26 protein-coding genes and 1 tRNA gene are annotated in these 25601 nt (G+C 57.9%); 9 read left to right on the top strand and 18 right to left on the bottom strand.

The window, feature by feature from the left end; genetic code table 11:
* Positions 1 to 63: 63 nt before the first annotated feature.
* The gene (gene cynR, locus CPter91_RS20925; protein WP_061943676.1) at positions 64 to 966 is read right to left on the bottom strand and encodes a transcriptional regulator CynR; all 903 of its coding nucleotides are present in this window, start codon (positions 964 to 966) and stop codon (positions 64 to 66) included.
* A 113-nt stretch (positions 967 to 1079) separates the two neighbouring features.
* Here cynR and CPter91_RS20920 point away from each other — a divergent pair, with 113 nt between their 5' ends.
* From CPter91_RS20920 to CPter91_RS20910, 3 genes are all read left to right on the top strand, one after another.
* Entirely contained in the window at positions 1080 to 1742 is a 663-nt protein-coding gene (locus tag CPter91_RS20920) for a carbonic anhydrase (protein ID WP_061943673.1), read from the top strand.
* A gap of 85 nt (positions 1743 to 1827) precedes the next feature.
* Positions 1828 to 2298: a cyanase gene (gene cynS, locus CPter91_RS20915; protein ID WP_061943670.1), complete on the top strand. Its 471-nt coding sequence runs from the start codon at positions 1828 to 1830 to the stop codon at positions 2296 to 2298.
* A 120-nt stretch (positions 2299 to 2418) separates the two neighbouring features.
* Positions 2419 to 3069, top strand: coding sequence for a DUF1345 domain-containing protein (locus CPter91_RS20910; RefSeq protein ID WP_061943667.1), 651 nt, complete (start codon positions 2419 to 2421; stop codon positions 3067 to 3069).
* A 155-nt stretch (positions 3070 to 3224) separates the two neighbouring features.
* Here the strand turns inward: CPter91_RS20910 and mgtA are convergent, their stop codons facing one another.
* Positions 3225 to 5987: a magnesium-translocating P-type ATPase gene (gene mgtA, locus CPter91_RS20905; protein ID WP_061943664.1), complete on the bottom strand. Its 2763-nt coding sequence runs from the start codon at positions 5985 to 5987 to the stop codon at positions 3225 to 3227.
* A gap of 662 nt (positions 5988 to 6649) precedes the next feature.
* Here mgtA and CPter91_RS20900 point away from each other — a divergent pair.
* From CPter91_RS20900 to CPter91_RS20890, 3 genes are all read left to right on the top strand, one after another.
* Positions 6650 to 6832 carry a hypothetical protein gene (locus CPter91_RS20900; RefSeq protein ID WP_061943661.1) on the top strand — a complete coding sequence of 61 codons (183 nt, stop codon included), beginning with the start codon at positions 6650 to 6652 and terminating at the stop codon, positions 6830 to 6832.
* A 173-nt stretch (positions 6833 to 7005) separates the two neighbouring features.
* Positions 7006 to 8439: a D-alanyl-D-alanine carboxypeptidase/D-alanyl-D-alanine endopeptidase gene (gene dacB / locus CPter91_RS20895; protein WP_082793096.1), complete on the top strand. Its 1434-nt coding sequence runs from the start codon at positions 7006 to 7008 to the stop codon at positions 8437 to 8439.
* 231 nt (positions 8440 to 8670) lie between these two features.
* Complete coding sequence (locus CPter91_RS20890) at positions 8671 to 9681, top strand: IS110 family RNA-guided transposase (RefSeq protein WP_061943658.1); 1011 nt, start codon at positions 8671 to 8673, stop codon at positions 9679 to 9681.
* A gap of 46 nt (positions 9682 to 9727) precedes the next feature.
* Here CPter91_RS20890 and CPter91_RS20885 read toward each other — a convergent pair whose 3' ends face one another.
* The 3 genes from CPter91_RS20885 to CPter91_RS20875 are packed head-to-tail and all read right to left on the bottom strand — an operon-like array spanning position 9728 to position 11684.
* Positions 9728 to 10228, bottom strand: a complete 501-nt coding sequence (locus CPter91_RS20885; RefSeq protein WP_061943655.1) for a TPM domain-containing protein — start codon at positions 10226 to 10228, stop codon at positions 9728 to 9730.
* Positions 10228 to 11085: a TPM domain-containing protein gene (locus CPter91_RS20880; RefSeq protein WP_061943652.1), complete on the bottom strand. Its 858-nt coding sequence runs from the start codon at positions 11083 to 11085 to the stop codon at positions 10228 to 10230. Before CPter91_RS20880 ends, CPter91_RS20885 begins: the two co-directional genes overlap by 1 nt.
* A complete protein-coding gene (locus CPter91_RS20875; protein WP_061943649.1) occupies positions 11085 to 11684 on the bottom strand; it encodes a LemA family protein in 600 nt (199 codons plus the stop codon). The genes CPter91_RS20880 and CPter91_RS20875 overlap by 1 nt, the downstream gene beginning before the upstream one ends.
* A 173-nt stretch (positions 11685 to 11857) precedes the next feature.
* On the opposite strand from CPter91_RS20875, the gene pyrF reads away from it, so the two are divergent.
* Positions 11858 to 12685 carry an orotidine-5'-phosphate decarboxylase gene (pyrF, locus tag CPter91_RS20870; RefSeq protein ID WP_061943646.1) on the top strand — a complete coding sequence of 276 codons (828 nt, stop codon included), beginning with the start codon at positions 11858 to 11860 and terminating at the stop codon, positions 12683 to 12685.
* 25 nt (positions 12686 to 12710) lie between these two features.
* Here the strand turns inward: pyrF and CPter91_RS20865 are convergent, their stop codons facing one another.
* From CPter91_RS20865 to CPter91_RS20835, 7 genes are all read right to left on the bottom strand, one after another.
* The gene (locus CPter91_RS20865) at positions 12711 to 13214 is read right to left on the bottom strand and encodes a CinA family protein (protein ID WP_061943643.1); all 504 of its coding nucleotides are present in this window, start codon (positions 13212 to 13214) and stop codon (positions 12711 to 12713) included.
* Positions 13215 to 13313: 99 nt separating this feature from the next.
* Positions 13314 to 13838, bottom strand: coding sequence for a phosphatidylglycerophosphatase A family protein (locus CPter91_RS20860; protein ID WP_061943640.1), 525 nt, complete (start codon positions 13836 to 13838; stop codon positions 13314 to 13316).
* On the bottom strand, positions 13835 to 14830 hold the full coding sequence (thiL, locus tag CPter91_RS20855) for a thiamine-phosphate kinase (RefSeq protein WP_061943637.1): 996 nt from the start codon (positions 14828 to 14830) through the stop codon (positions 13835 to 13837). Before thiL ends, CPter91_RS20860 begins: the two co-directional genes overlap by 4 nt.
* 76 nt (positions 14831 to 14906) lie before the next feature.
* Positions 14907 to 15464, bottom strand: coding sequence for a hypothetical protein (locus CPter91_RS20850; protein ID WP_061943634.1), 558 nt, complete (start codon positions 15462 to 15464; stop codon positions 14907 to 14909).
* 37 nt (positions 15465 to 15501) lie between these two features.
* Entirely contained in the window at positions 15502 to 16209 is a 708-nt protein-coding gene (gene trmB, locus CPter91_RS20845) for a tRNA (guanosine(46)-N7)-methyltransferase TrmB (protein WP_061943631.1), read from the bottom strand.
* 131 nt (positions 16210 to 16340) lie between these two features.
* Positions 16341 to 16414, bottom strand: a tRNA-Gly gene (locus CPter91_RS20840).
* A 200-nt stretch (positions 16415 to 16614) separates the two neighbouring features.
* Positions 16615 to 17496, bottom strand: coding sequence for a LysR family transcriptional regulator (locus CPter91_RS20835; protein ID WP_061943628.1), 882 nt, complete (start codon positions 17494 to 17496; stop codon positions 16615 to 16617).
* A 354-nt stretch (positions 17497 to 17850) separates the two neighbouring features.
* On the opposite strand from CPter91_RS20835, the gene CPter91_RS20830 reads away from it, so the two are divergent.
* Positions 17851 to 18624, top strand: coding sequence for an SDR family oxidoreductase (locus tag CPter91_RS20830; RefSeq protein ID WP_061943626.1), 774 nt, complete (start codon positions 17851 to 17853; stop codon positions 18622 to 18624).
* A gap of 474 nt (positions 18625 to 19098) precedes the next feature.
* Here CPter91_RS20830 and CPter91_RS20825 read toward each other — a convergent pair whose 3' ends face one another.
* The 3 genes from CPter91_RS20825 to CPter91_RS20815 form a co-directional block, all read right to left on the bottom strand.
* Positions 19099 to 19824: a hypothetical protein gene (locus CPter91_RS20825; RefSeq protein ID WP_061943623.1), complete on the bottom strand. Its 726-nt coding sequence runs from the start codon at positions 19822 to 19824 to the stop codon at positions 19099 to 19101.
* 89 nt (positions 19825 to 19913) lie between these two features.
* Positions 19914 to 20219 (bottom strand): DUF4359 domain-containing protein, encoded by a 306-nt coding sequence (locus CPter91_RS20820; RefSeq protein WP_061943620.1) that lies wholly within the window; start codon positions 20217 to 20219, stop codon positions 19914 to 19916.
* 9 nt (positions 20220 to 20228) lie between these two features.
* Positions 20229 to 20639: a hypothetical protein gene (locus CPter91_RS20815; protein ID WP_061943617.1), complete on the bottom strand. Its 411-nt coding sequence runs from the start codon at positions 20637 to 20639 to the stop codon at positions 20229 to 20231.
* A gap of 179 nt (positions 20640 to 20818) precedes the next feature.
* Here CPter91_RS20815 and CPter91_RS20810 point away from each other — a divergent pair, with 179 nt between their 5' ends.
* A complete protein-coding gene (locus CPter91_RS20810) occupies positions 20819 to 21163 on the top strand; it encodes a hypothetical protein (RefSeq protein ID WP_061943614.1) in 345 nt (114 codons plus the stop codon).
* 149 nt (positions 21164 to 21312) lie between these two features.
* Here CPter91_RS20810 and phnY read toward each other — a convergent pair whose 3' ends face one another.
* From phnY to CPter91_RS20795, 3 genes are all read right to left on the bottom strand, one after another.
* On the bottom strand, positions 21313 to 22770 hold the full coding sequence (gene phnY, locus CPter91_RS20805; RefSeq protein WP_061946480.1) for a phosphonoacetaldehyde dehydrogenase: 1458 nt from the start codon (positions 22768 to 22770) through the stop codon (positions 21313 to 21315).
* An 81-nt stretch (positions 22771 to 22851) separates the two neighbouring features.
* Positions 22852 to 24084, bottom strand: coding sequence for a phosphonoacetate hydrolase (gene phnA / locus CPter91_RS20800; RefSeq protein WP_205631622.1), 1233 nt, complete (start codon positions 24082 to 24084; stop codon positions 22852 to 22854).
* A gap of 131 nt (positions 24085 to 24215) precedes the next feature.
* Entirely contained in the window at positions 24216 to 25514 is a 1299-nt protein-coding gene (locus CPter91_RS20795) for an MFS transporter (protein WP_061943608.1), read from the bottom strand.
* Positions 25515 to 25601: the final 87 nt, after the last annotated feature.

The following is a 25601-nucleotide window of genomic DNA, read 5'->3' as shown; positions in this document are numbered from 1 at the left end:
CGCAGCATGATCCAGAAAACGCCCGCAAGGGCGTTTTTTTATTGCCCTAGATATTTGCCGGTTTTATTCAGCGCTAGCCAGGCTGCCTGCCAGTTCGGCAAACGCCCTGGCCGCGGCGCTTTGATAACCATCTTTGCGTCGCAATAGCGAGACGGTGCGATGCGGCAGGGCAGGGTCCAGCTGGATTTCCTGCAGGCCGGGATGTTCGCGCGCAATCGCCTCCGGCAGGATAGTGACGAGGCCGCCGCGGCAGACGATTTCCACGATCGCACTGATGGTGTTGGCTTCGACTGCAATCTTGGGCGCAATGCCCTGTTGCTGCAGGTAGGCATCGACAAAGCTGCGGGTAGCGAAGTCGCTGCTGAGTAGCGCCAGCGATTGCCGGCCAAGCTCGCCGGCGGTCAGCACCGCCGCAGCAAGAGTAGCAGTAGCGCGCTGCGCCAGCGGATGCGCCAGGCCGACCACGGCGCACAGCTTTTCATCGAACAGCGGCTGGCTGTTGATCTCCGTAGAGCGCACCTGGCTGAAGGCCAGCCCGAGGTCGACCTGGTCCGCCGCCAGCGCCGTTTCAATCGCATCCAGCGTCTTTTCAATCACCTGCAGCGTGATGCCGGGATAACTGGCGTTGAAGCGCGCGATCAGCGGTCCGGCCAGGTAGGAAGTCAGGCTGGGCGTCATGGCCAGGCGCAGGGTGCCGCGCACGAGGTCGCGCACATCGTGGATGGCGCGCTGACCGGCCTCCAACTCACGCAGCGCCCGCCGCGCGTAGGCGATATACGCCTCGCCGGCATCGGTGGCGCGCACCACCCTGCCGCTGCGGTCCAGCAGTTGCGCACCCAGTGTCTCTTCCAGTTGCCGTATTTGCTGCGACAAGGTCGGCTGCGACACATACAGGGTCTCGGCGGCTCTGGTGAAATTGCCTTGTTCGACCACGGCGAGCAGATAGCGGATATGGCGTAATAGCATGTTTGATAACTATAGGTAATTCTTATAGATATGATTGTATATCGGTCTTTGACCTAATAGCTGGATGTCTTCATCATGGCTTCATTACTTCAACACCTAGAAGGAGAAGCGCCATGAAGTCCATCGTCGATGGGGTCTTGAAATTCCAGAAACACACTTTCCCGGGCCTGTCCGGCCTGTTCAAGGAACTGGCTACCACCCAGAGCCCCAGCGCATTGTTTATCACTTGTTCGGATAGCCGCGTGGTGCCGGAGTTGCTGACCCAGCAGGATCCGGGCGACATCTTTGTGATCCGCAATGCCGGCAATATCGTCCCGTCCTACAGCTCGGCGCCGGGCGGCGTCACCGCCACGGTCGAATACGCAGTGGCGGTGCTGGGCGTGAGCGACATCGTGGTCTGCGGCCATTCCGATTGCGGCGCCATGACCGCCATTTCCAGCTGCAAATGCCTGGATCACTTGCCTGCGGTAGCCGGTTGGCTGCGCCATGCCGATTCGGCCAAGGTGGTGAACGCAGCGCGTACTCACGCTTCACCCGCTGCACGGTTGAGTTCGATGGTGCGTGAAAACGTCATCGCCCAGCTGGTCAACATCAAGACCCATCCTTCCGTGGCACTGGCGCTGGAGCAGGGCACTTTGAACCTGCATGGCTGGGTGTACGACATTGAAACAGGGACTATCGTGGCGTTGGACGGCGCCAGCAATCAGTTCGTCTCGCTCGCCGAGTTTCCCCAGACGGTTGCTACGCAAACCAAGCGCAACGCCCTGGCCGCTTAAAGTTTAACCACCGTCAGTTCTTCATCCGCGCTCTCACTGAACTGTCACTGAACTGTCACTGAACCCTCACTGAAAAGGAAACATCATGCAACAAGCAAACGTGTATCAAGAAAACCGCGTCGCCCTCACTTCCCGCGTCATCGCCGCCAAGGCGCTGCAAGACCTGTCCTGGAAACAACTGGCCGAAGGCACCGGACTGAGTGTGGCTTATGTCACGGCGGCGCTGCTGGGACAACACGCCTTGCCGAAGGCCGCCGCCGAAGTGGTGTGCCGCCATCTCGGCTTCGAGCCGGAAGCCGCGGCAGAGCTGCAAATGATCCCTCTGCGCGGCAGCATCCCGGGCGGCATTCCTACCGACCCGACCATCTACCGCTTTTACGAAATGCTGCAAATCTACGGCACCACCTTGAAGATGCTGGTGCACGAAGAACTGGGCGACGGCATCATCAGCGCCATCAACTTCAAGCTGGACCTGAAGCGGGTGGAGGATCCGGACGGCGGCTCCCGTGCGGTCATCACCCTCGACGGCAAATTCCTGCCGAACAAGCCTTACTAAAAGCGGCGTAGCGCGGCGGCTGTGGCCGGGGCACGCTGGTCTGAGGCAGGGCAATACCGGGCCTCAGCCAGCTCTGGTAAAGTGCCCCTATTTACAGACCGTATAAAGGAAAGCAGCATCATGTGGCTCAATAATCTGGTTTTTCGTACCCACCCGCGCCTGGTCATCGCCATCGTGCTGGGCTTGATCGTATGGGCGCTGGCGCCGCACAGTTCGGCCATCACCCGTGCCCTGATCGGCTGGAACGCAGGGGTCTGGGGCTATTTGCTGATGTTGTGGTGGATGATGGCCCGCGCCAGCTGTGAGCAGGTCAAGAAAAGAGCTGCGCTGGAGGATGAGAACGATACGATGATCCTGGTCCTGATCTGCGTCGCGGCCGTTTCCAGCATCGCCGCAGTGGTGTTCGGCCTGACCCAGGCCAAGGATTTCCTGCCGGAGCCAAAAGAGACCCGCTATCTGTTTACCGGCATGACGGTGCTGGGTTCCTGGTTCCTGGTCGGTACTATCTTTACCTTGCACTACGCGCGCTTGTTTTACGCTGCAGATGAAGCAACGCCGCCGCTGCGCTTTCCCGACGACGAAAAGAATCCGAACTACTGGGATTTCCTGTACTTTTCATTCACCATGGCGGTCGCGGTACAGACTTCCGATGTCAGCGTCATGACGCGCTCCATGCGCAAGATCGTGCTGTTTCAATCGGTGCTGACCTTCCTGTTCAATTCGGCGATTCTCGGCTTGTCGATCAATATTGCGGCGGGGCTGGTGGGCTAGCTTGTCTGCCAAGAAGCGTAGGGTGGGCACCAGTGCCCACCCTACCGGCAAAATACCGGCAAAAAAGAAGCCAATCGTTTTGTGCGATTGGCTTTTTTGTTTTGCCGGGAAGAGATGGATATTTGCATCTCTTCCCGGCGTGGTGCTGCAGTTTGTTACTGCCAGCCGTAGCGCCTTGCGTACCAGCCCTTCATCGCCTGTGTCAGCACGGCATAGGCGACCAGGATAAGCACCAGCCATGGGAAGTAGGTCAGCGGCAGCGCCTGCAGCTTGAAGTAATGGGCCAGCGGCGACATCGGCAGCAGGATCCCGACTAGCATGATGATGATGGTCATGCTCATCAGTGCCCACGAAGCACGGCTCTGGAAGAATGGAATCTTGCGGGTGCGGATCATGTGCACGATCAGCGTCTGCGACAACAAGCCTTCGATGAACCAGCCGGACTGGAACAAGGTCTGGTGCTCTGGCGTATTGGCGCCGAAGATGTACCACATCAATGCAAAGGTGGTGATGTCGAAAATCGAGCTGATCGGGCCGAAGAACACCATGAAACGGCCGATTTCGCCAGCATTCCAGCGCTGTGGTTTTTCCAGGAATTCCTTGTCGACGTTATCGAAAGGAATCGTGATCTGCGAGATGTCGTACAGCAGGTTTTGCACCAGCAGATGCAAGGGCAGCATCGGCAGGAACGGCAGGAAGGCGCTCGCTACCAGCACCGAGAACACATTGCCGAAGTTCGAGCTGGCGGTCATCTTGATGTACTTCAGCATGTTGGCGAAGGTCTTGCGGCCCTCCAGCACGCCTTCTTCCAGCACCATCAAGCTCTTTTCCAGCAGGATGATGTCGGCGGCTTCCTTGGCGATGTCGACTGCGGTGTCGACCGAAATGCCGATGTCGGCGGCGCGCAGGGCCGGCGCATCGTTGATGCCGTCGCCCATGAAACCGACAACATGGCCCTTGTCGTGGAGGACGCGGACGATGCGTTCCTTGTGGGTTGGGCTGAGCTTGGCGAATACCGTGGTGGTTTCGACTGCGACCGAGAGTTCGGCATCGCTCATTTTTTCAACCTGGTTGCCGAGCACCATGCCGTCGACAACCAGGCCGACCTGGCGGCAGATCTTGGCAGTCACCAGCTCGTTGTCGCCGGTCAGGATCTTCACGGTGATGCCGTGTGCCTTGAGGGCATCCAGCGCCGGCTTGGTCGATTCCTTTGGCGGATCGAGGAAGGCGATGTAACCGATCAGCACCAGGTCGGATTCATCGGCCACGCCGTACACTTCCTTGGTCGGCGGCAAGTCCTTGGCGGCCACCGCCACCACGCGCAGGCCCTCGGCGTTGAGGCTGGAAGTGGTGTCGTAGATTTCCTGCAGCAGTTCCTTGGTGAACGGCACCACTTCGCCGTTGTGGCGCGCGTGGGTACAGACCGAAACGATTTCCTCGACCGCGCCCTTGCAGATCAATTCATGGTGGTCGTCGCGTTCGCTGACCACCACCGACATGCGGCGGCGCTGGAAATCGAACGGAATTTCATCGACCTTGCGGTAAGCCGAGGCCAACGCCATTTCGCGCTGCAATTCTGCGTGTTCCAGCACGGCGACGTCCAGCAGGTTCTTGAGGCCGGTCTGGTAGTGGCTGTTGAGGTAGGCATATTCCAGCACCAGGTCGTCCTGCTCGCCGAGGATGTCGGTATGGCGCTCCAGGAAAATCTTGTCCTGGGTCAGGGTGCCGGTCTTATCGGTGCACAGCACGTCCATGGCGCCGAAGTTCTGGATCGCATCCAGGCGCTTGACGATCACCTTCTTGCGCGACAGTGCGACCGCGCCCTTGGCCAGGGTCGAGGTGACGATCATGGGCAGCATTTCCGGCGTCAGGCCGACCGCGATCGACATCGCGAACAGGAAGGCTTCGACCCAGTCGCCCTTGGTGTAGCCGTTCAGCAGGAACACTACCGGGGTCATCACCATCATGAAGCGGATCAGCAGCCAGCTGACCTTGTTGACGCCAGACTGGAATGCAGTCGGCGTGCGGTCGGAGGCGGTCACACGTTCCGCCAGGGCGCCGAAATAGGTGCGGTTGCCGGTAGTGACGACGATAGCGGTGGCGGAACCGCTGACCACGTTGGTGCCCATGAAGCACAGGTTGTCGAGTTCCAGCGGGTTGCTGGTGTCGAGGCCGCGATGGACCACGAATTTTTCCACCGGCAGCGATTCGCCGGTCATGGCCGCCTGGCTGATGAACAAGTCCTTTGCGGTCAGCAGGCGCAAATCGGCCGGGATCATGTCGCCGGCGGACAACTGGACGATATCGCCCGGCACCAGCTTCTTGATCGGCAGTTCGATGCGGCGCGCACCCTTGGGATGCAAGGTGACGTCGAAATAGCGCAAGGCTTCTTCGGCGATGTCTTCCGCCAGGTCGTGGCGCAGCACGGTGGCGGTATTGCTGACCATCGCCTTGAGCTTGTCGGCCGCGGTGTTGGAGCGCGATTCCTGGATGAAGCGCATCAGGGTCGACAGCACAACCATCGAACCGATGACGATGGTGGCCTTCATGTCTTCGGTGAGGAAGGAAACGGTGGCCAGTACGGTCAGCAGCAGGTTGAAGGGATTCTTGTAGCACTGCCACAGGTGAGCCCATTTCGAGATCGGCTTTTCGTGCTCGACTTCATTTGGACCGGCGCTGACGCGGATATCGTCGGCTTCGGCGTCGGTCAGGCCGTCGGCACGGCTATGCAGTTTCTTGAACAGTTCGCTGACGTCGATGCTGGCAGCGGTCGATAGCGCTTCCGCCAGCGACGGCGGCACTTCCTTGGTGACCGGGGTACTGCGGAACATGTCCGGAGCCAGCCGGCGGAAATGGCGATCCATGCCGTGCGTGCGGACAAAGCTAACGAAGGTGTCTTTGAGAATATTCAGATTCATGGAATTCTTCTTTTTTCATGCAGTGCGGTCGGCTGTCGTCGATCAGAGGGGCTGGCTGGCGTCCTTAACCTGATGTTAACGACTTGCTATCCATATGGATGACAGGTTCTTTACAAAAGGCAAAAACGTTCAGCGCGGCACAGACTGTAAATTCGATCGGTGACATCTTGATGACAATCAAGAGCCCGGAGACAGGCGCTACATTCGATTACCCGGCGCGCGGACGCGGAAAACGGGATCAGCCAAGCATGCAGCCGGTATAGGTATAGCCCGCCCGGCAGCGCAACTTTGCATAACAATATGAGGTGGTGGAACACTGCATGCCGGAAATATCTTCCATGCACCGGGATACCATCATCCGCCGTTGGCGAGATGACGGCAGGGGAATCCTGCGTTATCTTGCCGAGGCGATGCCAGAACGGGTCTGGCAGCAACTGTCACTCGAACAAGTGCCCATTAAAGGGGCTCCATAAAATTTAGACTGGTGGATAGTAGCCGCGCAGTTGATGGCGGTCAAGAAAATTGTGCAGGACAGCAGAAGGTTTTTTTATCGGTTTTTATTGTCTTTTTGAGCACTGCTGCGCTGGTCATTCGCGTATTCCTCCTTGCTTTCAGGCATGCCAAACCTATACTGAAATTACAAGTAAACCAAGGAGACCATCATGATCAAGGTAATTATGGACAACCTGCTGTTTTTCGTCCCGATGGCGTTCGCCGGGTTGATCTTGTGTGGTGAAGTACCGGTTGCGTCGCGCCTTGCGCGCGGCAGCCTGCGCGCCGTCGGCGCTGTTTGCGGCGCCATACTGGCGCTGATTATCCTGGAAGCCATACCAGCCCTGCTATAGCAGCGAGGCGGCGTGCGTTTGCAGTTGGCGGGACGCTGGCGTCCCGCGGCGGCCTGATGTTTTCTGCGGGTCGGATCTTTCCTTATTTTCCAATTCGTCACAACATGTGACTTTGCATCGGCTGAGTGCGTGGGATAATCCTGCGCAACCTCTCTTTTTCCGCCGGTGTCCACTTGAAAAAAATTCTCGCGCTCAGTCTTCTGCTCAGTTTTCTATTTTTATCTTCTTTACTGCCGGCCAGCGTCCAGGCACAAGAATCATCGCTTCCTCCTACGTTTAGCAAGGCCCTGCAAGTAGCCGGCATTCCAGTCCAGAGCGTTGGCGTGTACGTGCAGGAAGTCGACGGCACGGGCCAGGTGCTGGCGTCGTCGAATGCCGCCATGCCCTTCAATCCGGCCTCGACCATGAAACTGGTCACCACCGACGCCGCGCTGGAGCTGCTGGGGCCGACCTACCGCTGGAAAACCCAGGCTTACGCCAGCGGCAGCCAGGTCGGCAATGTCTTGCAGGGCGACCTGATTTTCAAAGGCAATGGTGATCCCAAGCTGGTGCTGGAAAACTTTTGGCTGTTCCTGCGCCAGATCCGCGCCAAGGGCATCCGCGATATCCGCGGCAATATCGTGCTGGACCGTAGCGCTTTCGATCAAAACGCCTACGATCCCTCCGAATTCGATGGCGATCCGATGAAACCGTACAACGTCGGCCCGGATGCCTTGCTGCTGAACTACAAGACGCTGACCTTCCAGTTCGTGCCCGATGCCGACAAGCGCCAGGTCAGCGTCGTCCTCGATCCACCCATGAGCGGCTACCCGGTGCGGCCGCCGCGCCTGGGGCAGGGCAGCTGCGATGACTGGCAGGGCAAGCTGCAAGCCGTGGTGGAGACCGATGGCGCCAGTTTCAACGGCGCGCTGCCGGCTTCCTGCGGTGAAAAGACCTGGTATGTGAATCCCTACAAGATGAACTCCACGCAATACTTCGGCGCGGTGTTCCGGCAGATGTGGAGCGATCTCGGCGGCAGCTTCAGCGGCGGCGTCAAGGATGGCCTCACGCCGCCCGATGCCCGCCTGGTCGCCGAGTGGAGTTCGGTCACCTTGCCGGAAGTGATACGCGACATCAACAAATACAGTAACAATGTCATGGCGCGCCAGGTATTGCTGACCATCGCCGCCGATATCCTGAAACTCCCTGCCACCCCCGAGCGCGGCGCCCGCGCCATCCAGAGCTGGCTCGCCGGCAAAGGCATAGACGCCAGCGGCCTGGTGATCGAAAACGGTTCCGGCCTGTCGCGCAATGAAAAGATTTCAGCCAAGACCATGGGCCGCATGATGGCCGCTGCCTTCCAGTCGCCGACCATGCCGGAATTCGTCTCGTCGATGCCGCTGGTAGGTTACGACGGCACCATGCGCAAGCGCCTCAAAGACCAGAGCGTCGCCGGCCAGGCCCACGTCAAGACCGGCACCCTGAACGACGTCCGCGCCATCGCCGGCTACGTCCTCGCCGCATCCGGCAAATACTACGCCGTGGTCTGCCTGATCAACCACCCCAACGCCCCCCGCGGACAGGCAGCGCAAGATGGCTTGCTGCAGTGGGTCTATGAGAATGGTTGAACTTCGCGGTTGAACTTCGCCAAAAATAAATCGACTCTCGTATATTGAACCTACCGCGTCGCCATCGGATAATAAGGATGTAGAAGCGGCCGGGCAGAGTGATGCCGATTAGACTGAGTGCCATTGAGCACGTGGGTCAGATAGGCGCCTCTGCCTGTTTCATTTTATAAGTCCGAACGGTATCTTGGGCCATCGCCTGATGCGTAAGCCCGCATACGAGAAAGGTCAAAAATGGAAACGGTATGTGCAGTTGTTGGTATCGATGTGAGCAAGAAGAAGCTCGATATTGCCTTGCTGGTCGACGGCAAGACCAAGGCCAAGGTGGTGGAGAATTCCGCCGACGGATACAAATCACTCCTGGAGTGGCTAAGCAAGGCGAAAGTCGCTAAAGAAACGCTGCATGTCTGCATGGAGGCCACTGGGATTTATTATGAGCCGGTGGCATTGGCGCTGCATGACGCGGGAGTGAGCGTTAGCGTGGTCAATCCGGCCTGCATCAAAGGCTTCGGCCATAGTGAAAATATTCGCAACAAGAACGACACCGCCGATGCCGGTCTCATTGCGCGCTATTGCGCCGCCATGAAGCCGGCACCTTGGACGCCGCCACCGCTGGAGCAACGCCAGCTGCGGGCCTGGTCGCTGCGAGTACAAGCCTTAAAAGATATTCGCCAGCAGGAAGAAAATCGGCTTGAAGCCAACACCTTCACCGGCATGACCGACGTCGCCGAACATGTGAAGCAGCACATCGCCTGGCTAAGCGCCGAGATCAACAAGTTGGAGGACGACATCGATGATCACATTGATCGACATCCCGGCCTCAAGCATGACGCCGAGCTCATCACAAGCATCCCGGGCATCGGCACCACCACGGTGGCAAGAATCCTGGGTCAGTTAGGCGATATCCGCAGATTTGACAGTGCCAAGGCATTTGCCGCATTTCTCGGCGTAACCCCGAAACAACGCAGCTCCGGCACCTCCATCAAAGGTCGAACCATGATTAGCCGGGCAGGAAGCATGTCGATGCGAGCGGCGCTTTACATGCCTAGCTTGGTAGCATGTCGACACAACCCGCTACTACGTTGCTTTGCTGAACGGCTATTGGCCACCGGCATGGCGAAAAAAGCTGTGATCGGGGCCGTCATGCACAAAATGACACATCTGATTTACGGAGTGATCCGTACCGGCAAGCCCTTCGATCCAAATTATTTAACCAACGGGCTTGCTATTCAAGACGGTATCTGACCCTAAATTCAATTGGGGTCAGAGTCGATTTAATTGATTGCGGAGGCTACAGGACTAGCGGCTTGTCCGACAGTTCGTTCTTCTTGCGGCCCTGATCCGGGAAGTGCTGCGTCAGATAGCCGTTCATCTGTTCCAGCGCCGCCAGGGTGCTGTCATGGAAGGCGCCGCTGGCGAATTCCTTGGTCATGGTCTTGCATACGGCTTGCCATTCCGCGCTCTTGATGGCGCGGCCTACTGCGCGGTCGACGATGATTTCGACCTTGTGATCGGCCAGGTTCACATACAGCAGGACGCCGACGTTTTCTTCGGTGTCCCAGATGCGGTAGTGGGCGAACAGCTCATGCGCGCGATTGCGGGAGGTTACGCCGTTGAGCACGGCCGGCAGGCTGAGCGAGCCTTCGACGATTATCTTGACTTCCGCCCGGTGCGTGACTTCGCCTTCTGCGATCTTGTGCTGGATGGCCTTCAGCGTGGCGGCCGGGAAGGCGCGCCGCGCGCTGCGTTGCGTGGTCGTCAGGTGACGCCAGAGTCGTTGTAGAGTACTCATCACCAATCTCCCGAGGCGCCGCCGCCGTCAAAGCCGCCACCGCCGCCGGAAAAACCGCCGCCACCGCCACCGAAGCCGCCGCCACCTCCAAAGCTGCCACCGCCGCCGCGTCCACCCTGGCTGAGGATGCTGCCGATGATGACGCCGGCGGCATTGCCCCAGACATTGCTGTTGAGCGCGCGGCCGGAACCGGCGCTGCCGCCGCGCGAGCGGGAAATGATGGTGATCAGGATGATGAAGCCAAAGAACATCAGCGGCGCCAGAGTGCCTAGCAGGTCGGAGGAGGGCTCTTGCGCCTGCGCCGGCTTACGGCTGGGCGGCGCAAAATTTTCCTGGTCCAGCAGCGGCATGATGGCGGAAATGCCCGCGGTAAGGCCACCGTAGAAATCGCCCTTGGAGAAGTACGGCGCGATGATTTCCTGCAGTACGCGCTTGGACTGGGCGTCGGTCAACGTGCCCTGGACCCCGCGTCCGGTGAGTATCATCATGCGCCGCAGGGCCTTGGGATTGTCCTTGGCCACCAGCAGGATGACGCCGTCGTCGATGCCCTTGCGCCCCAGCTTCCAGGCGTCGGCGACGCGCACCGCATAATCTTCTATGCCCTCCGGCTCGGTCTTGCTGAGCAGCAGGATGGCGATCTGGCTACCGGTGCGGCTTTCGTATTCGCTCAGGGTATTGTCGAGCGTGGCGCGCTGCTCCGGCTGCAGCATGCCGACCAGGTCGGTGACATGCGACTGCAGCGGCGGCACGGGCACCTGCGCCGCCATGGTTTGCGCAGTGGCAGGTAGGGCCAGCAGCGCCAGCAAGCCCAACAGCGCCAGCCACGCAGCAGGCGCGCGGATTACGCTACGCGACATTATTTTTTGCCACCGAAATCGACGTCAGGCGAAGTCGAGATCGCTTTTTCGTTATCCACGGTGAAGGATGGCTTGACCTTGTAGCTCATCGCCATGGCGGTCAGGTTGGTCGGGAAGCTGCGCGCCAGCACGTTGTAGTCCTGTACGGCAACGATGTAGCGGTTGCGCGCCACCTTGATGCGGTTCTCGATACCTTCCAGCTGCGATTGCGCATCGCGGTACAGGCCGTCCGCCTTCAGCTGCGGATAATTTTCCGACACCGCCATCAGGCGCGACAAGGCCGACGACAGTTGGCCCTGCACCTGCTGGAATTTCTCGAACGCAGCCGGATCGTTCAGCACTTCCGGCGTGATCTGGAAGCTGGTCGCCGCCGAACGCGCCTTGGTCACGGCTTCAAAAGTGGCTTCTTCATGGGTGGCGTAGGCTTTCACGATCTGGGCAATCTTCGGCACCAGGTCGGCACGGCCCTGGTACTGGTTGACGACTTCGCCCCAGGCGGCTTTCACGGCCTCATCCTTGGTCTGGAAATCGTTGTAGCCGCAAGCGCTGAGGACAGAAGCGAAGGCAGCAATGGCCAGCCATTTGAAGAAAGTTTTCATGGAATATCCCTGATAAAAGAAACAATGTAATGCACGTTAGCAAACTATGGCCGGCCGCTCAAGTGTTAAATAGCGGAGAAAGGCTGCAAATTGACAGCATATCGGCCTGTTTGCCAGTGAATTCCGGGGTGTTTGGATTTACAATAAGGGGTTCGCATTATTGAGGCCTGATTGTGACTTTTATAGAAAAACTCTCCGCCGCCTGGCGCACCAACAATTCATTGCTGTGCGTGGGCCTGGACCCCGATATTGCCAAATTCCCTGCCCACCTGCAGCAGCAGCCGGACGCGATCTACACTTTCTGCAAGGAAATTATAGACGCTACCGCCGCCACCGCCTGCGCTTTCAAGCCGCAAATCGCCTATTTTTCAGCCATGCGCGCTGAAGACCAGCTGGAAGCGATCTGCGCCTACCTGCGTGAAAACCACCCGAACATCCCGATCGTGATGGACGCCAAGCGCGGCGACATCGGCGCTACCGCAGAGCAATATGCGCGCGAAGCCTTCGAGCGCTACGGCGCCGATGCCGTGACGGTCAGCCCCTACATGGGCTTCGACTCGGTCGCGCCCTACCTGGAATGGAAAGACCGCGGCGCCATCGTGCTGTGCCGCACCTCCAACGCCGGCGGTTCGGACTTGCAGTTCCTGACCGTGGATGGCGTGCCGCTGTACCAGCACGTTGCGCGCCTGGTGGCTGAGAAATGGAACACCAACGGCCAGTGCGGCCTGGTAGTGGGAGCGACCTTCCCGCAGGAACTGGCGCAAGTGCGCAGCATCATCGGCGATATGCCCTTGCTGGTGCCAGGCGTCGGCGCCCAGGGCGGCGATATCGAGGCGACTGTGCATGCTGGCAAGACGTCCAACGGCATGGGCATGATGATCAATTCCTCGCGCGCCATCCTGTACGCCAAGCCAGACCTGGCAGCCGACGAAGATTTTGCCCAGGCAGCAAAACGCGTCGCCCTGGAAACACGCGACGCTATCAATCTGCATCGCGTCTGAGGCTTGCGCCTGAGGCGCCTTGGAGTTATTTCAGGAAGCGCAGCAAGCCCTGCAGTGCATGGATCACAGTCTGTTCCCGCACTGCGCGGCGGTCGCCCGCAAACACCAGCCGTTCGGTGTGGGTTTGATGGCCGACTGACCAGCCGAAGCAGACCGTGCCGACCGGTTTGCCCGGGACCGCGCCGCCGGGGCCGGCGATGCCGGTGGTGGAGAGTGTGACGTCGGCATTGCTGTTGGCCAGCGCGCCTTCGGCCATGGCGGCGGCGATTTCCTCGCTCACCGTGCCGTGCTGGGCAATCTCGGCTTCCGGGATATCCAGCAATTCCGTCTTGGAGGCATTCGAGTAGGTCACGAAGCCGCAATCAAACCATTCCGAAGAACCGGCGATTTCCGTGATTGCCTGCGACACGCCGCCGCCGGTGCAGGATTCCGCCGTCGACAGGAACCAGCCCTTGGCTTGCAGGGCGCGGCCGGCTTGCGCTGCCAGATCAGTGATTTGTTCGGTGTTGTCTGCGAGTGCGGTGGTCATGGTGCAACTCCTGTAATCTGCCTGATAGGTAGACACATACTGCCACTTGTTGCTGGCAGATGCAATCCGTCCCGGCCATGCCGCCTGTTCAACCAGGCGTTAAATCAACCGCCACAGCGCCAGCAGCAGCAGCGTATAGAACGCCGCCACAATGTCATCCCACATGACGCCGAAGCCACCCTTGAAATGGCGGTCGAAATAGGCGATCGGCGGCGGCTTCACCATGTCGAAAAAGCGGAATACGACGAAGGCGCCGAACTGGGCCGACAAGCTGGCCGGGGTGACCAGCACCAGCACCAGCCAGAAGGCGATGATCTCGTCCCACACCATGCTGCCATGATCCGGCGCATGCAGATGGCGGCCGGTGGTCTGGCAAGTCCAGACGCCGACCACAAAGCCGGCCGCGATGATCACCAGCCAGTTGAGCGGCGTGAAGATTTCCGGCCAGCGCGTGGTCATCACGACATACGAGAGCCAAGCAAACAAGGTGCCGAAGGTGCCCGGCATGATGGGCGACAGGCCGCTGCCGAAACCTTGGGCGATGAAGTGGGCGGGATGCGACAGCATGAAACCCGGGCCAGGCCGGATCGGTTGCTGAGAAGGGTTTTGGTCCGCTGTTGTCATGTAGTTTGAAAGTGATCGAAAGAGCTAAGTTGCAGGTTGAGCGGCGCCAGGCTGGCGTCTTGCAGGCGCAGTCCCGGCGCGGCATCGATAGTGCCGATGCGCGTCACCGCGGTAGCACTGGCCTGGGCCGCGGCCAGTACGGCGTCACGCCGGCTGGCGGCGGCGGTAAAGCACAGTTCGTAGTCGTCGCCGCCGGCCAGGGTGAAGTGGCGCCGGATCGCTTGTTGTTGCTGATTCAGTATGGCGCCGGGCGGCAGGCTATCGACCGCCAGCGTGGCGCCGACGCCGGAGCGCTTCAGGATATGGCCGAGATCGCCAACCAGGCCATCGGAAATATCGATGGCGGCATGAGCAATCCCACGCAAGGCCAGTCCCAGCGCAACGCGCGGGCTGGGCTGGTGCATGCGGGCCGCCGCCAGCAGGAAATTCTCGCTACCCAGTTGCAGGTCGGGATTCAGCTGGCCGCCCAGTTCCTGACGATAGACCGCCAGCGCCAGCCGCGCATCGCCCAGCGTGCCGGAGACCCAGATATCATCGCCCGCCTGCGCGGCATCGCGGCGCAGGGCCTGGCCCGGCAAGGTTTCGCCGAACACGGTGATGCAGATATTCAACGGCCCCTTGGTGGTATCGCCGCCGATCAGTTCGCAATGATGGGCGTCGGCCAGCGCCAGCAAGCCGCTGGAAAACGGCGCCAGCCATTCCTCGCGCGCAGCAGGCAGCGCCAGCGCCAGCGTGAAGGCCAGCGGCCGCGCGCCCATCGCCGCCAGGTCGGACAGGTTGACCGCCAGGCATTTGTGGCCCAGCGAGAAAGCATCGGCATCGGGGAAAAAGTGCCGCCCCTCCACCAGCATGTCAGTGGAAATGGCCAACTGCATGCCGGCCGTCGGGGTCAGCAATGCGCAATCGTCACCGACGCCAAGGGCAATATGCTCGATATTGCTGCGCGCGGTGCGAGTGAAGTAACGGGAGATCAGGTCGAATTCGGACAACATAGACGGATTGTACCGAATGGCGGGGCGCTGCACGGGCATTTTGCCAAAATTGCATGCCCCACACGGTCAATTTGCTTCAAAAGCCGGCGCCGCAGGAGGTGGTGCGCGAAATCGCGCCCTTCTGCATGATGTCTTCACCCTTGGTGTTGCCCACCGAAATCTGCGTGACGCAATAAGTGCCGGTCGGCCCAGTCACCTTGGTGACCCGCTGGCCGTTAGGCAGCGTGATGTCTTCCATGGTGGTTTCCTTGGGCGAGCGTGGCGTCGGAGCGGCCGCGGGGGCCAGGCCCATTTCCAGCTTCTGCTGCATGGTCGGTTCCGCGTTTTTCGCGGCAGTCTCTTTGGGCGGCGCATCCTTGCGCAACTCGCGGTCTATCTTGCCGGCATCGCGTTTCGCGGCCTCGACCATGTTCTCAGCCGAGGGCTTGCCAGATCCTGCCGGCAACTGCGTCGCCGAGCCGGGAGTCGCGGGCTGGTAATGGGTATCCTCCACCGTGATCGTTCCCGGCGGCAGCGGTGTTGCCTGCTCTCCCGCCTGTGCCAGCGGAAGATGCGACAGGGCAAACAGCGCTGCCGAGGCAGCGAGCGTGGCCAGCCGGCGGTCAATGCGGGGGAAAATTCGGCTTATCAGCATAGTGCGGACTTCCTCTAACAATTCAGCTCAAACCAGCTCAAACGCGCGTGAACACCAGGTCCCAGACCCCGTGCCCCAGCCGCAAGCCGCGATTCTCGAACTTGGTCACAGGCCGGTACTCCGGCCGTTCCGCGTAAGTCTCGGCGGTATTCTTCAGCAGCGGCTCCGCGTTCAGCACTTCCAGCATCTGTTCAGCATACTCCTGCCAGTCGGTAGCGCAGTGAAGATAGCCGCCCGGCGCAATGCGCGACGCCAGCAGGCTCACCAGCGGTCCCTGGATCAGGCGCCGCTTGTTATGGCGCGCCTTGTGCCAAGGATCGGGAAAGAACACATGGGCGCCGGCCAGCGAGCCAGGCGCAATCATGTTGGTCAGCACTTCCACGGCATCGTGCTGGATCAGGCGCAAATTGCTCAGCTGCTGCTCGCCGATCAGTTTCAGCAAGCTGCCGACGCCCGGCGTATGCACTTCTACGCCGACGAAATTCTTTTCCGGCATGCCGGCCGCAATCTTGACCGAGGTCTCGCCCATGCCGAATCCGATCTCCAGGATAGTCGGCGCAGTGCGTCCGAAAACCTGCGCCAGATCGACTTCCGCCTTGTTATATGAGACACAGAATTGCGGCCCCAGTTCCTCGATGGCACGCGCCTGCGCCGTCGACAAGCGCCCCGCGCGCGTGACAAAGCTGCGGATCCGGTGTTCGGTCGGATCGTAGAAGAGGGGTTTGCCGGATTTGTTTTCTGACATGCTAATTAGACTTTAGGTGGAGCGAAGCAGGCGCTGGATTGGCCTTGCGGATAGCGCCATTGTAACGCCAGACAAATACCTGCCTCAAAAATACAAATGGCACCCTGGAAAAGCGGGTGCCAACAGTGGCCTGGAGCGGGTAGAGGGGATCGAACCCTCGTCTAAAGCTTGGGAAGCTTTCGTTCTACCATTGAACTACACCCGCAAGACCTTGATTTTAAACTAAATTTAGTTGTTTCTGAAAGTCTAAAATTATCGGAATTGCGGAGCGCTCCGCAAAAACTGAATATTCCCTACTTTGTCGGCTCTACAATCTTGGCTCTCCGGAGGGAATGCCGCTGTGTTGTTTTCACATTATCGTGACCCAGCAGATCACTTGCGGCCTGGTCGCCACGGTCATGGTACTCAAACACGCTGAGAGAGCGTCGTCACGAAGAATTCAGTTACCAGCCGCACACGGGCGGGTACAAACCTACGCTTTGGCCAGATGAGGCTGACGTCTCTGGTTTCATTCAGAAACCGGTCGAGTACAGTAATGATGTCTGGATGCTGGAGTTCGTCGACCAACGACGCCCGGGAAAACATGCCAATGCCCACACCGGCAAGCACCCCGGAAAGAATCGTCTCCATACTATTGGATGAAAGATTGCCGCTCACTGGCACGGTGAATTCTCCTTTTGGACCGACAAAAGCCCAATTCGTCATCTCGTTGTAGACAAGACAATTGTGATTGACAAGATCGTCCGGGACAGTGGGCGCCCCGTGCCGATCAAAATAACGGCGAGACCCGACACATGCCAATGAAGTGCCCGTCACTCGTTTGACCACCGCATCCGGATCGTGCACCGGACCGACTCTAACCGCCAAATCAATCCCGTCCGCAAGCAAATCCCGGACGCTGTCCGAAAGACCAAGGTCCAACTTGATCTTGGGATGAAGTGACAACAATTGTGGGATGAGCGGAAGGACATGAAGCCGGCCGAATGTGGAGGGTGCCGCGATCCTGACGAGACCGGAGACCTCCAGAGTGCTGCTGGTTAGCTCTCCGTCGGCTTCGTTCACTTCCTCAAGAAGCGGCTTGATACGGTCATAGTATTTCCGTCCTTGGTCGGTCAGCGTCACGCTGCGCGTGCGCCTATTGAATAGCAGCACACCTAGCCGCTTTTCCAATGCACTGATGGATTTGCTCATTCCAGATTGTGAATCGTCAAGCCGGCGCGCGGCAGCGGAAAAACCACCTGCTTCTACGACCGCGATAAAAGCGGTCAACTCATGAAATCGATCCATTGCGTTTCCCCGGCGAACTCAGTGCGGCTCGCATGAACCCTGTCAGAAATCAGCTGCGCAACCTCCGCAACAGGCACATCGACCTATTCTTTTTAAGAATAGTACTATGAAATATTTGCCCATTATCAATCTTGGTGAATCAAATTAGTATGGATACGTTCCTGAACGACCGGCGGGACAGTGGCAATAGCGAACATGGTGACACGTTTGAACGAAACAGGGCGTCACAGCGGCCCAGAGCCATTTCGCAGCTTGAAACCCTGGTGGACGGAACGCCGCTGATCGAGTTTTAGCCGCTATGTAACGGCGATTCTTCGGTCCATAACGAAACTACTGACCAATAGGACTAGAGCCATGAGCACAGCAACGAATGTTCGAGAACAACCGTCACCGCCCTTACTGAGCCTTTCAGGAAAAAAGGTGGTGGTGGTCGGCGGAAAAACGGGAATCGGCCTTGGAATTGCGCGCGCGGCGTATGCAGCGGGTGCGTCCGTGACGGTCGCTAGTCGGCGTATCACCTCGGTGGAGGAACGCCCGGATCTGGCTAATTTCGAACAAGTAACATTGGATATTTGCGATGAGGCAGCAGTGAGAGAGGCCTTTGACGGCATAGGACCATTCGACCATCTCGCCGTCACGGCAGGGCCCGACTTGGGGACCTGGGGGACTTTCATGGACGACGATATGCGCGGCGTTCGAAGCTATATCGAAAATAAGTTCTTGGGCAGTTGGGCCTGTGCGCGTTATGCAGCGCCCCACCTGAGAGCCGGCGGCTCGATTACCTTCCTTACAGGTGGCATCGGAGCGCGACCAAAAGTCGGCTTCAGCGCTGTCACTTCGGCGTTTGTCGCAGTGGAATCCTTATCGGGCTCACTCGCGTTCGAACTGGCGCCTACCCGTGTTAACACGATACGCCCGGGCTATGTCGACACAGACTTGTGGCGCGTTATGTCCGACAACGAGCGCGGGGCCTTGAGAGCAAAAGTACGTGAGACCTTTCCGGCGCGACACGCGGGCACGGCGGATGATATTGGACACGCCGCGCTGTTCCTGATGACCAACCCCTATGTAACCGGCACCGTCATCGAGGTATCCGGTGGTGAGAACCTGGTTCCGAGCGTTTTCTAACGAGCACCACGGCTTCTTTAGCTCCGGCAAACGAAGGTCGCCGGGTAAGATTCGAGGGAGACTGTACGGAGCTCGAAGGCATCCATGTCGGAGGCGACTACCCGAAACACCCACAGAAATGTGGGCTTTTTATTTGCGTTGAGTTATCGTTTTGGCCCAGATTTTCGAATCAAAAACCGCTCCGCAAAAATATCTGGAGTTGTCTATTTGTTGGGTGGCAAGGTTGTGAAAATAGGATATTTCCGGAGCGGAAATCGGCTGTAAAGCCTGGGAATATATGGAAAACTAAATGAGCTTGGGAAGCTTTCGTTCAGCCATTGAACTACACCCGCGATACCCGCATTTTACGAGGGTTTGATGGGGGGAAATTTGAAAGGCGTTTTGAGGGGATGGGAATGTGATGGCCGATTTATCCGAATGTGATCGCTTAATTAAGAGCAGTGCATCAATGGCATCGTCGATGTTTGGTTTTCCCTATTTACGCAGTTTCTTATGACACAAATTAATATTTGTGCGCGCGGCATCCAGTATCCCCGAATAAGCTTCTGCATCTGCGGGCGGATAATCCTTAATAGCATCGTTGGTCGTCATGGCTGCGTCTTTGGCGTACGGCTCAAGTGTATTTAAACAACCGGAGAAATCACCAAGATGATATTGGGTGATGGCTAGGTCATTTCTGATCGCCCCCAATTCATACTGTCCCAAGGTTGTGCTGCAGCTATTAAGAAGGGTTTCAATCGTTAAACGTGCGTCTCGATAATTCTTGCTGTCATACAGGTGCTTGAATTTATCTTTGGTTGCTTGTCGATCTATGTTTTCACATCCTCGAACAGGTTTTAGGTAGAGTCCATCAAAGCCGGCGCGCATTCCACAAAACTCTCTGCACTCCTGCGGCGTCTGTGGAACGACATTGACGCCACGACTTGAAGGCTGAAAATCAATTAAGCACGGCTTCTCTTTGTCTGAGGACTCCAGTGTGGCCCGCCCGTTGCGTATCTCTCCTTCAAGCTGACAGCTATGTGCGTTAGCGCCAAACGAATGAATCTCAAAGACAATTCCTTCGGGCTTTTTCTGTTGAATTGATAGATTTCCCCATCCGCCTTCGGTGATGTAATTGCCGATCGGGGGCATAACATCTTGTGCGATTCCGTGCGATGAGACGAACAATCCGATCACAAGCACAGCGGCATTTTTGTTCATGGCTTCACAAAGGCTGGATGAAGATAGTTGAGGGAAATATTACGAATGAGAGGCTCGGGGTAGGACGAATCGTCGCTGGTAGTAAATGGCTAGTTATGTGACTGTGAAATCTGAAAGAAATTACCTAGAATGCCCACAAATTTCAGATGCTGATTTCCCAGATCCGAGTCGTAAGTGCTAAACAGAACATAGTTATTTCTCACGGCGCTGCTAGCAATGAAGCTGCTGGCTACCCCTCCAAATAGTGTCCCGAGTGTCCGGGTTACGTCATCCCGCTTATTGGCTTCCTGGGTGATTACTTGATGAATGTGCTGTTCATAGCTGTCTAGTTTTGGATTTGTGAATGCCATTAATCCCATGATCGAAAGCACTACGATGGTTGATGTAGGTTTCATTCTTCGCGCCTATCCAATTTCCTGTTGCAACTGCTCCACCAACTCTTCAACGAGATACCTGCGGTGTGGCGGCAATTCCTGAATCTTCGCGGCTAGATTAATCAACTCTGGCGATACCTTCTTCGCGCCTTTTGCTGCCGCGTCCCTTATCTCGGCCGTTGACTTCGACGGCGCAGGTCCATAGTGTAGCCAATGCTGATCCACGCTTAGCCATTTCGCGATTGTCGCCAGCTTGTCGTTAGTAGGAATCGCCCGTCCCGTTAGCCATTTATGGGCTGTCTGCGGCGAGATGGCATTGCCTTCGTGCCGGAGGTTGAATCTCAGCGCGAGCTCAGTCGCGCCCTGAACCGATTCGGGGCTGCGTCGCAATGCAAATTCCAGGCGTTTCGTGAACGCCGCTTTCTCTGTGTCGGTAGGCATGATGCATTCTGCGATATCTCTTATCACATCACGTCAACCAATTAAGATAATATTATCTTAATTGGTTTAAATATATCTTAAAATTGATTGACGTCCTCCGCATCCAACGAAGGTTGTTGAATACGTGGCGCTTGCGCGAGGTTGCCAATAGTTGATTAACTGCACATAAGGAGCACGCAATGACCAGCATTCCTTCACCCACCCACTCATTGACTGAAACCGCGCATCAATCATTTTCGTGGCTAACGGAAGATCTGCGCATGAATGCGTCGGCGCAGTTCATGGCCATCACGCTGGATATCAGCCTGGGCATTCAAACCTGCCTGTCGCTGACCTACGCCAGCGATCTTGCGCGCGAGCAGCGCGACGATGCCTTTCCGCCGCCGCTGAATGTGGCCGACACCGAGAGCCTGACGCGTTTGGCGATGGCCGCTGCGCGCATGCTGTCGGAGCGGGCACAGAGTCATATCGATGTGCTTAATGACATGCATGCGCGTGGAGATAATGGCAAACGCAATATGTGATCCGAGATATGGCACAAATGTGCCATATCTCAATAAGCAGCAGAGGAATCGCCATGTCTACAACTACAATTCGCTTGCCATTGCCATTGCCATTGCCCAGCCATGGCCGTACAAGTGAGCGGCCTGTTTCCGGGCCAGGCCGCATCAGCTTAATTCCACGGCAGCGAGTAAGTCTTGGTGTTGGAAAAACTTTTCATGGCTTCCAGCACGCCTTCCTTGTAGCCGAGCCCGGAGTCCTTGATGCCGCCAAACGGTGTCAACTCCAGACGATAGCCCGGTACTTCTCTGACATTGACGCTGCCGACCTCCAGTTCGCGGACGAAACGGGTGATGTAGTCCATGCGGTTGGTGCAGACGGAGGACGACAAGCCGTACGGTGTCGAATTGGAGATCCGGATGGCATCGGCAATATCGGTGCAGCGGATCACCGGCGAGACCGGCCCGAAGGTTTCTTCGGCAACCAGCTTGCAGTCGGCGGGGACGTGGTCCAGTACGGTCGGCGAATACACCGCGCCGTTGCGGATATTGCCATATAGGAGTTTGGCGCCGTGGTGCTCGGCATCCTTGACCTTGGCCTCGAACTCGACTGCCGCGCGTTCGTCGATCACCGTTCCCATATCGTTGTGCGGATCCATCGGATCGCCATACTTGATCGCCCGGGTCTTGGCCACCAGCTTCTCGACGAATTCATCCGCTACCGCCTGATGCACGATCATGCGCTTGATCGCGGTGCAGCGCTGGCCGGAATTTTTGTACGATCCCGATACCGCCAAGGTCGCCGCTTCTTCAATATCGGCATCTTCCATCACGATGATCGGATCGTTGCCACCCAGCTCCAGCACCTGGCGCTTGTAGACGGCTTTACCGGCGATGTATTTCCCGATCGGCACGCCGCCGGTGAAGGTGACCAGGTCGACATCGGCATTGGTCAGCATTTCGTCGGCGATTTCTTTCGGATCGCCCGTGACGACCGAAAACATCTCCGGCGGCAATCCGGCTTCATACAAGATGTCGGCCAGCAGCAGGGCAGAAAACGGCGTCTTCTCGGTCGGCTTCAACACCATCCGGTTGTTGGTCGCAATCGATGGCGCCACTTTGTGCGCGACCTGGTTCAGCGGATGATTGAACGGCGTAATGGCGGAGATCGCGCCGAGCAGCGGTTCTTTCATGGTGTAGACCTTGCGCTGCTTGCCATGCGGCGTCAGGTCGCAGGAAAACACTTGGCCGTCATCCACCAGCGCCTGATTGGCGGCAAAAACGAAGACATCGCAGGCGCGGCCCACTTCATACAGAGAATCTTTCTTGCACAGTCCGGCTTCGGCGGTGATCAGGTCGGAAACGGCATCGGTATTGGCGCGCAATATTTCCGCTGCCCGCAGCATGATTTTGGAACGCTCGAAGCGCGTCAGCGTTGACTTGAACTGACGCGCGATGCGGAAGGCGTCGCGGATATCGCCGACAGTCGCCTTCGGGATCGTCCCGACCAGTTTGCCGTTGTAGGGATTGAGCACCTCGATCAAGCGCTCATTGCCCACCAGCTTGCCGGCAATCCGCATCTTCTGGTGCAGCGGTTCGCCTTCCTTGATTTTTTTCAGTTCGCTTAGCATCGACATTTCATCTCCGGATTAGTTAATTGTCAGCGCCACTGCCAAGCGCCATCCGCTTGGGCCAGTGAAGCAATACAGACATCAGGCAGCAGCATTCATCGCCAGGAAAAACACATCGAAGTTGCGCAGCCGGTGGTCAGACGGAATCGCGGCAAGGTGGCGATTGAACATCAACGGCACGCGCTGTTCCGAGATGCCGCCGTGCGAACGCAGCGGCAGCTTCAGCTCGGACAGATCGTGGCGGCTGGCTGAGGTGCCGATCACCGTCAGGCGTTCGCTGACCACCACCAGGTCGCCGATGCGATCCTCGGGCAACTCAAAGCGGGCAGCGGCCTCGGTGCGCGTCAACACCAGTTCGATGCCAGGAATCGCGTTGACCTGCCGCGTAACGCTTGCCAGGTCCGCGCCTTCATTCAAATATACGGTGGCGTAAGAACCCAGTGCGCCGTGGTGCACGACATACGGATCGGTGATCGGCAAGATGACGCGGGTTTTGCCATTGCCAACCTTGGCGTCCAGCACATCCTGCAGATAGATTACGTTCGGCTTGCCGGCGCTGTCGGTCTTGGCGTTCATGCCATGGTCGGCGGTCAGGCCGATCACCGCGCCCAGTGCATCGAGCTGGGTCAGGTAGTGATCCATCATGGCGTAGAAGGCATTGGCGCCCGGCGTGCCCGGCGCATACTTATGCTGGATGTAATCGGTGGTGGAGAGATACATGATGTCCGGGCGTTGTGTCTCCAGCAGCTTGACGCCAGCGGCAAACACAAACTCCGACAGCTCGGCGCTATACACTGACGGCAGCGGCATGCCGACCAGCTCCAACAGATTTTCTACGCCATTCTGTTCCAGCGTGGCCTGATCGGCTTTCTCTGCCGAGAAGCAAATGCCGCCGCGCATCTTGTGGCCGAGCAGACTGCGCAATTTGTCCTTGGCGGTGATCACGGCGACCTTGGCGCCAGCGTTCGAGAAGGCCTCGAACAGGGTGCCGGCGCGCAGGTATTTTGCGTCATTCATCATGACTTCCTGATTAGCCTCGCGATCCAGGAAGTAATTGCCGCAGATGCCATGCACGGAAGGCGGAGCGCCGGTGACTATCGACAAATTGTTTGGATTGGTAAAACTGGGTACGACGCAATCGCCGGTAAGCACGGTTCCTTGCGCCGCCAGTTTTTTCAAGAATGGTGTGACGCCGGCCTGGATCGCCTGATTGATATATTCCTGCTCACAGCCGTCGACGCAGACGACGACCACCGGTTGTTTCATCCACGGATAGCTGCGGCCATTGACTTGCAGGGTTTTGTTGTCAGACATAATTTAGCCTTCTGGTTTTTGAGAAAATCGAGAGGAACTGCCGCCGCATGTCCACCATGCATACGGCGGCGGCCTGTCATGGCCGGCGCCTGCATGATGGACGGGCTACATGAAACGGCCGGGCAGTCCTGTCAGCGTTTGATGAACATGGCGACCACTGCGCTGATGACGCAGCTGACGGCAACAATCGGAAATATCAATGCGGTATTGCCAGAGTGATCCAGCATTCTTCCGATCAGCGGTTCGCCGAGACCTGCAAACAGGTAGGACGAAAAATTCATGATGCCGGTGGCGGTGCCGGCGCGGCGCGAGCCGACCAGGTCGGGACATAAGGCCCAGAACGAGGACGCTGGTCCGTACACAAAGAAGCCGCAGAGGAATAAAGCCATGATCCCCAGCATCGAATTGCCGGGTATCGTGAACATCCACATGGTCGTCATCGCACCCAGCACCATGTAGAGCATGATTGCCTTATATCTCTTCGAACCGAACAATTTGTCCGATATCCAGCCGTTGCTGAGCGCGCCGATCGCCATGCCCACCGGCAGAGCGACGCTGATCCACTTTGGGTCAATCAATGCGTCCGGCGACTTCGCCCAGTTCGAGCCGAAAAAATGGACCGGGACCCAAACGATGAGGCCGTAGCGAGCGGCGTTCTGAAAGCCGAGGGAAAGGGCTGCCACTATCAAGCGCCAGTTTTTCAGCACGGCCTTATAGCGGGCCCAGGAAGACTCCTGTTGCTCATCATGGGCAGCGTGTGCGACATCTCCCTGGTTGGCAACGCCGGTGTCTAGCGGCTTGAATCCCAAGTCTTCCGGCCGTTCGCGGGCAACCAGATAGAAGAATATGCCGCCGCCCAGCATCAGCAGGACAGGGATCCGGAAGATCCAGCGCCAGTCAAGATGCAAGACGTCGAGCACGGCAATCGAGGTAATGTAAGAAAGCACCGAGGCGCAGCCGGCGGCAAATACATAGAAGCCGTATACTTTTCCGCGTTCGCCGATGCCCCACCAGTTTGACAGCAAGCGGCTGCCAGGCGCCCATCCCAATGCCTGAAAGTAGCCGTTAACTCCCCATGGAATAATGAGGGTCGCGTAGCCGCTCGAAAAACTGACGATCCAGTTGGCCAGGCAGGAAAGAATCGCGCCTAAACTCATGATCCGGCGGCCGCCGAACTTGTCGGCGAGGTTGCCGTTGATGGCCTGTCCGATGGCATATGACCATAACATCGCGCTGGATACCCAGCCCAGGGTCTCCTTGGTCAGGCCAAATTCCTTTTGAATGCCGGGAATGGCAAAGCCGAAGGTCTGTCTGCCGGTGTAGAAGAACAGATAACAAAGCATCGCCGCCAGCAGCATTCTCCACTGTGCCCTGCGAAAGCTTGTGTCGGTTACCGCGAGCGGATCCGACGTCGTATAGACGTAACTCATTGCGTGTCTCCTTTATAGAGGATAACCGAGTTGATATGCCCCGGAAAGCCTCGTTCCTATTTGGTTGGAAAAGGTAATTTTTTATTG

Source organism: Collimonas pratensis (assembly GCF_001584185.1).
In the GTDB taxonomy this organism is placed as follows: domain Bacteria; phylum Pseudomonadota; class Gammaproteobacteria; order Burkholderiales; family Burkholderiaceae_D; genus Collimonas; species Collimonas pratensis.
Note: the sequence above shows the minus strand (reverse complement) of the source record. Positions and strands in the feature narration are given on the sequence as shown.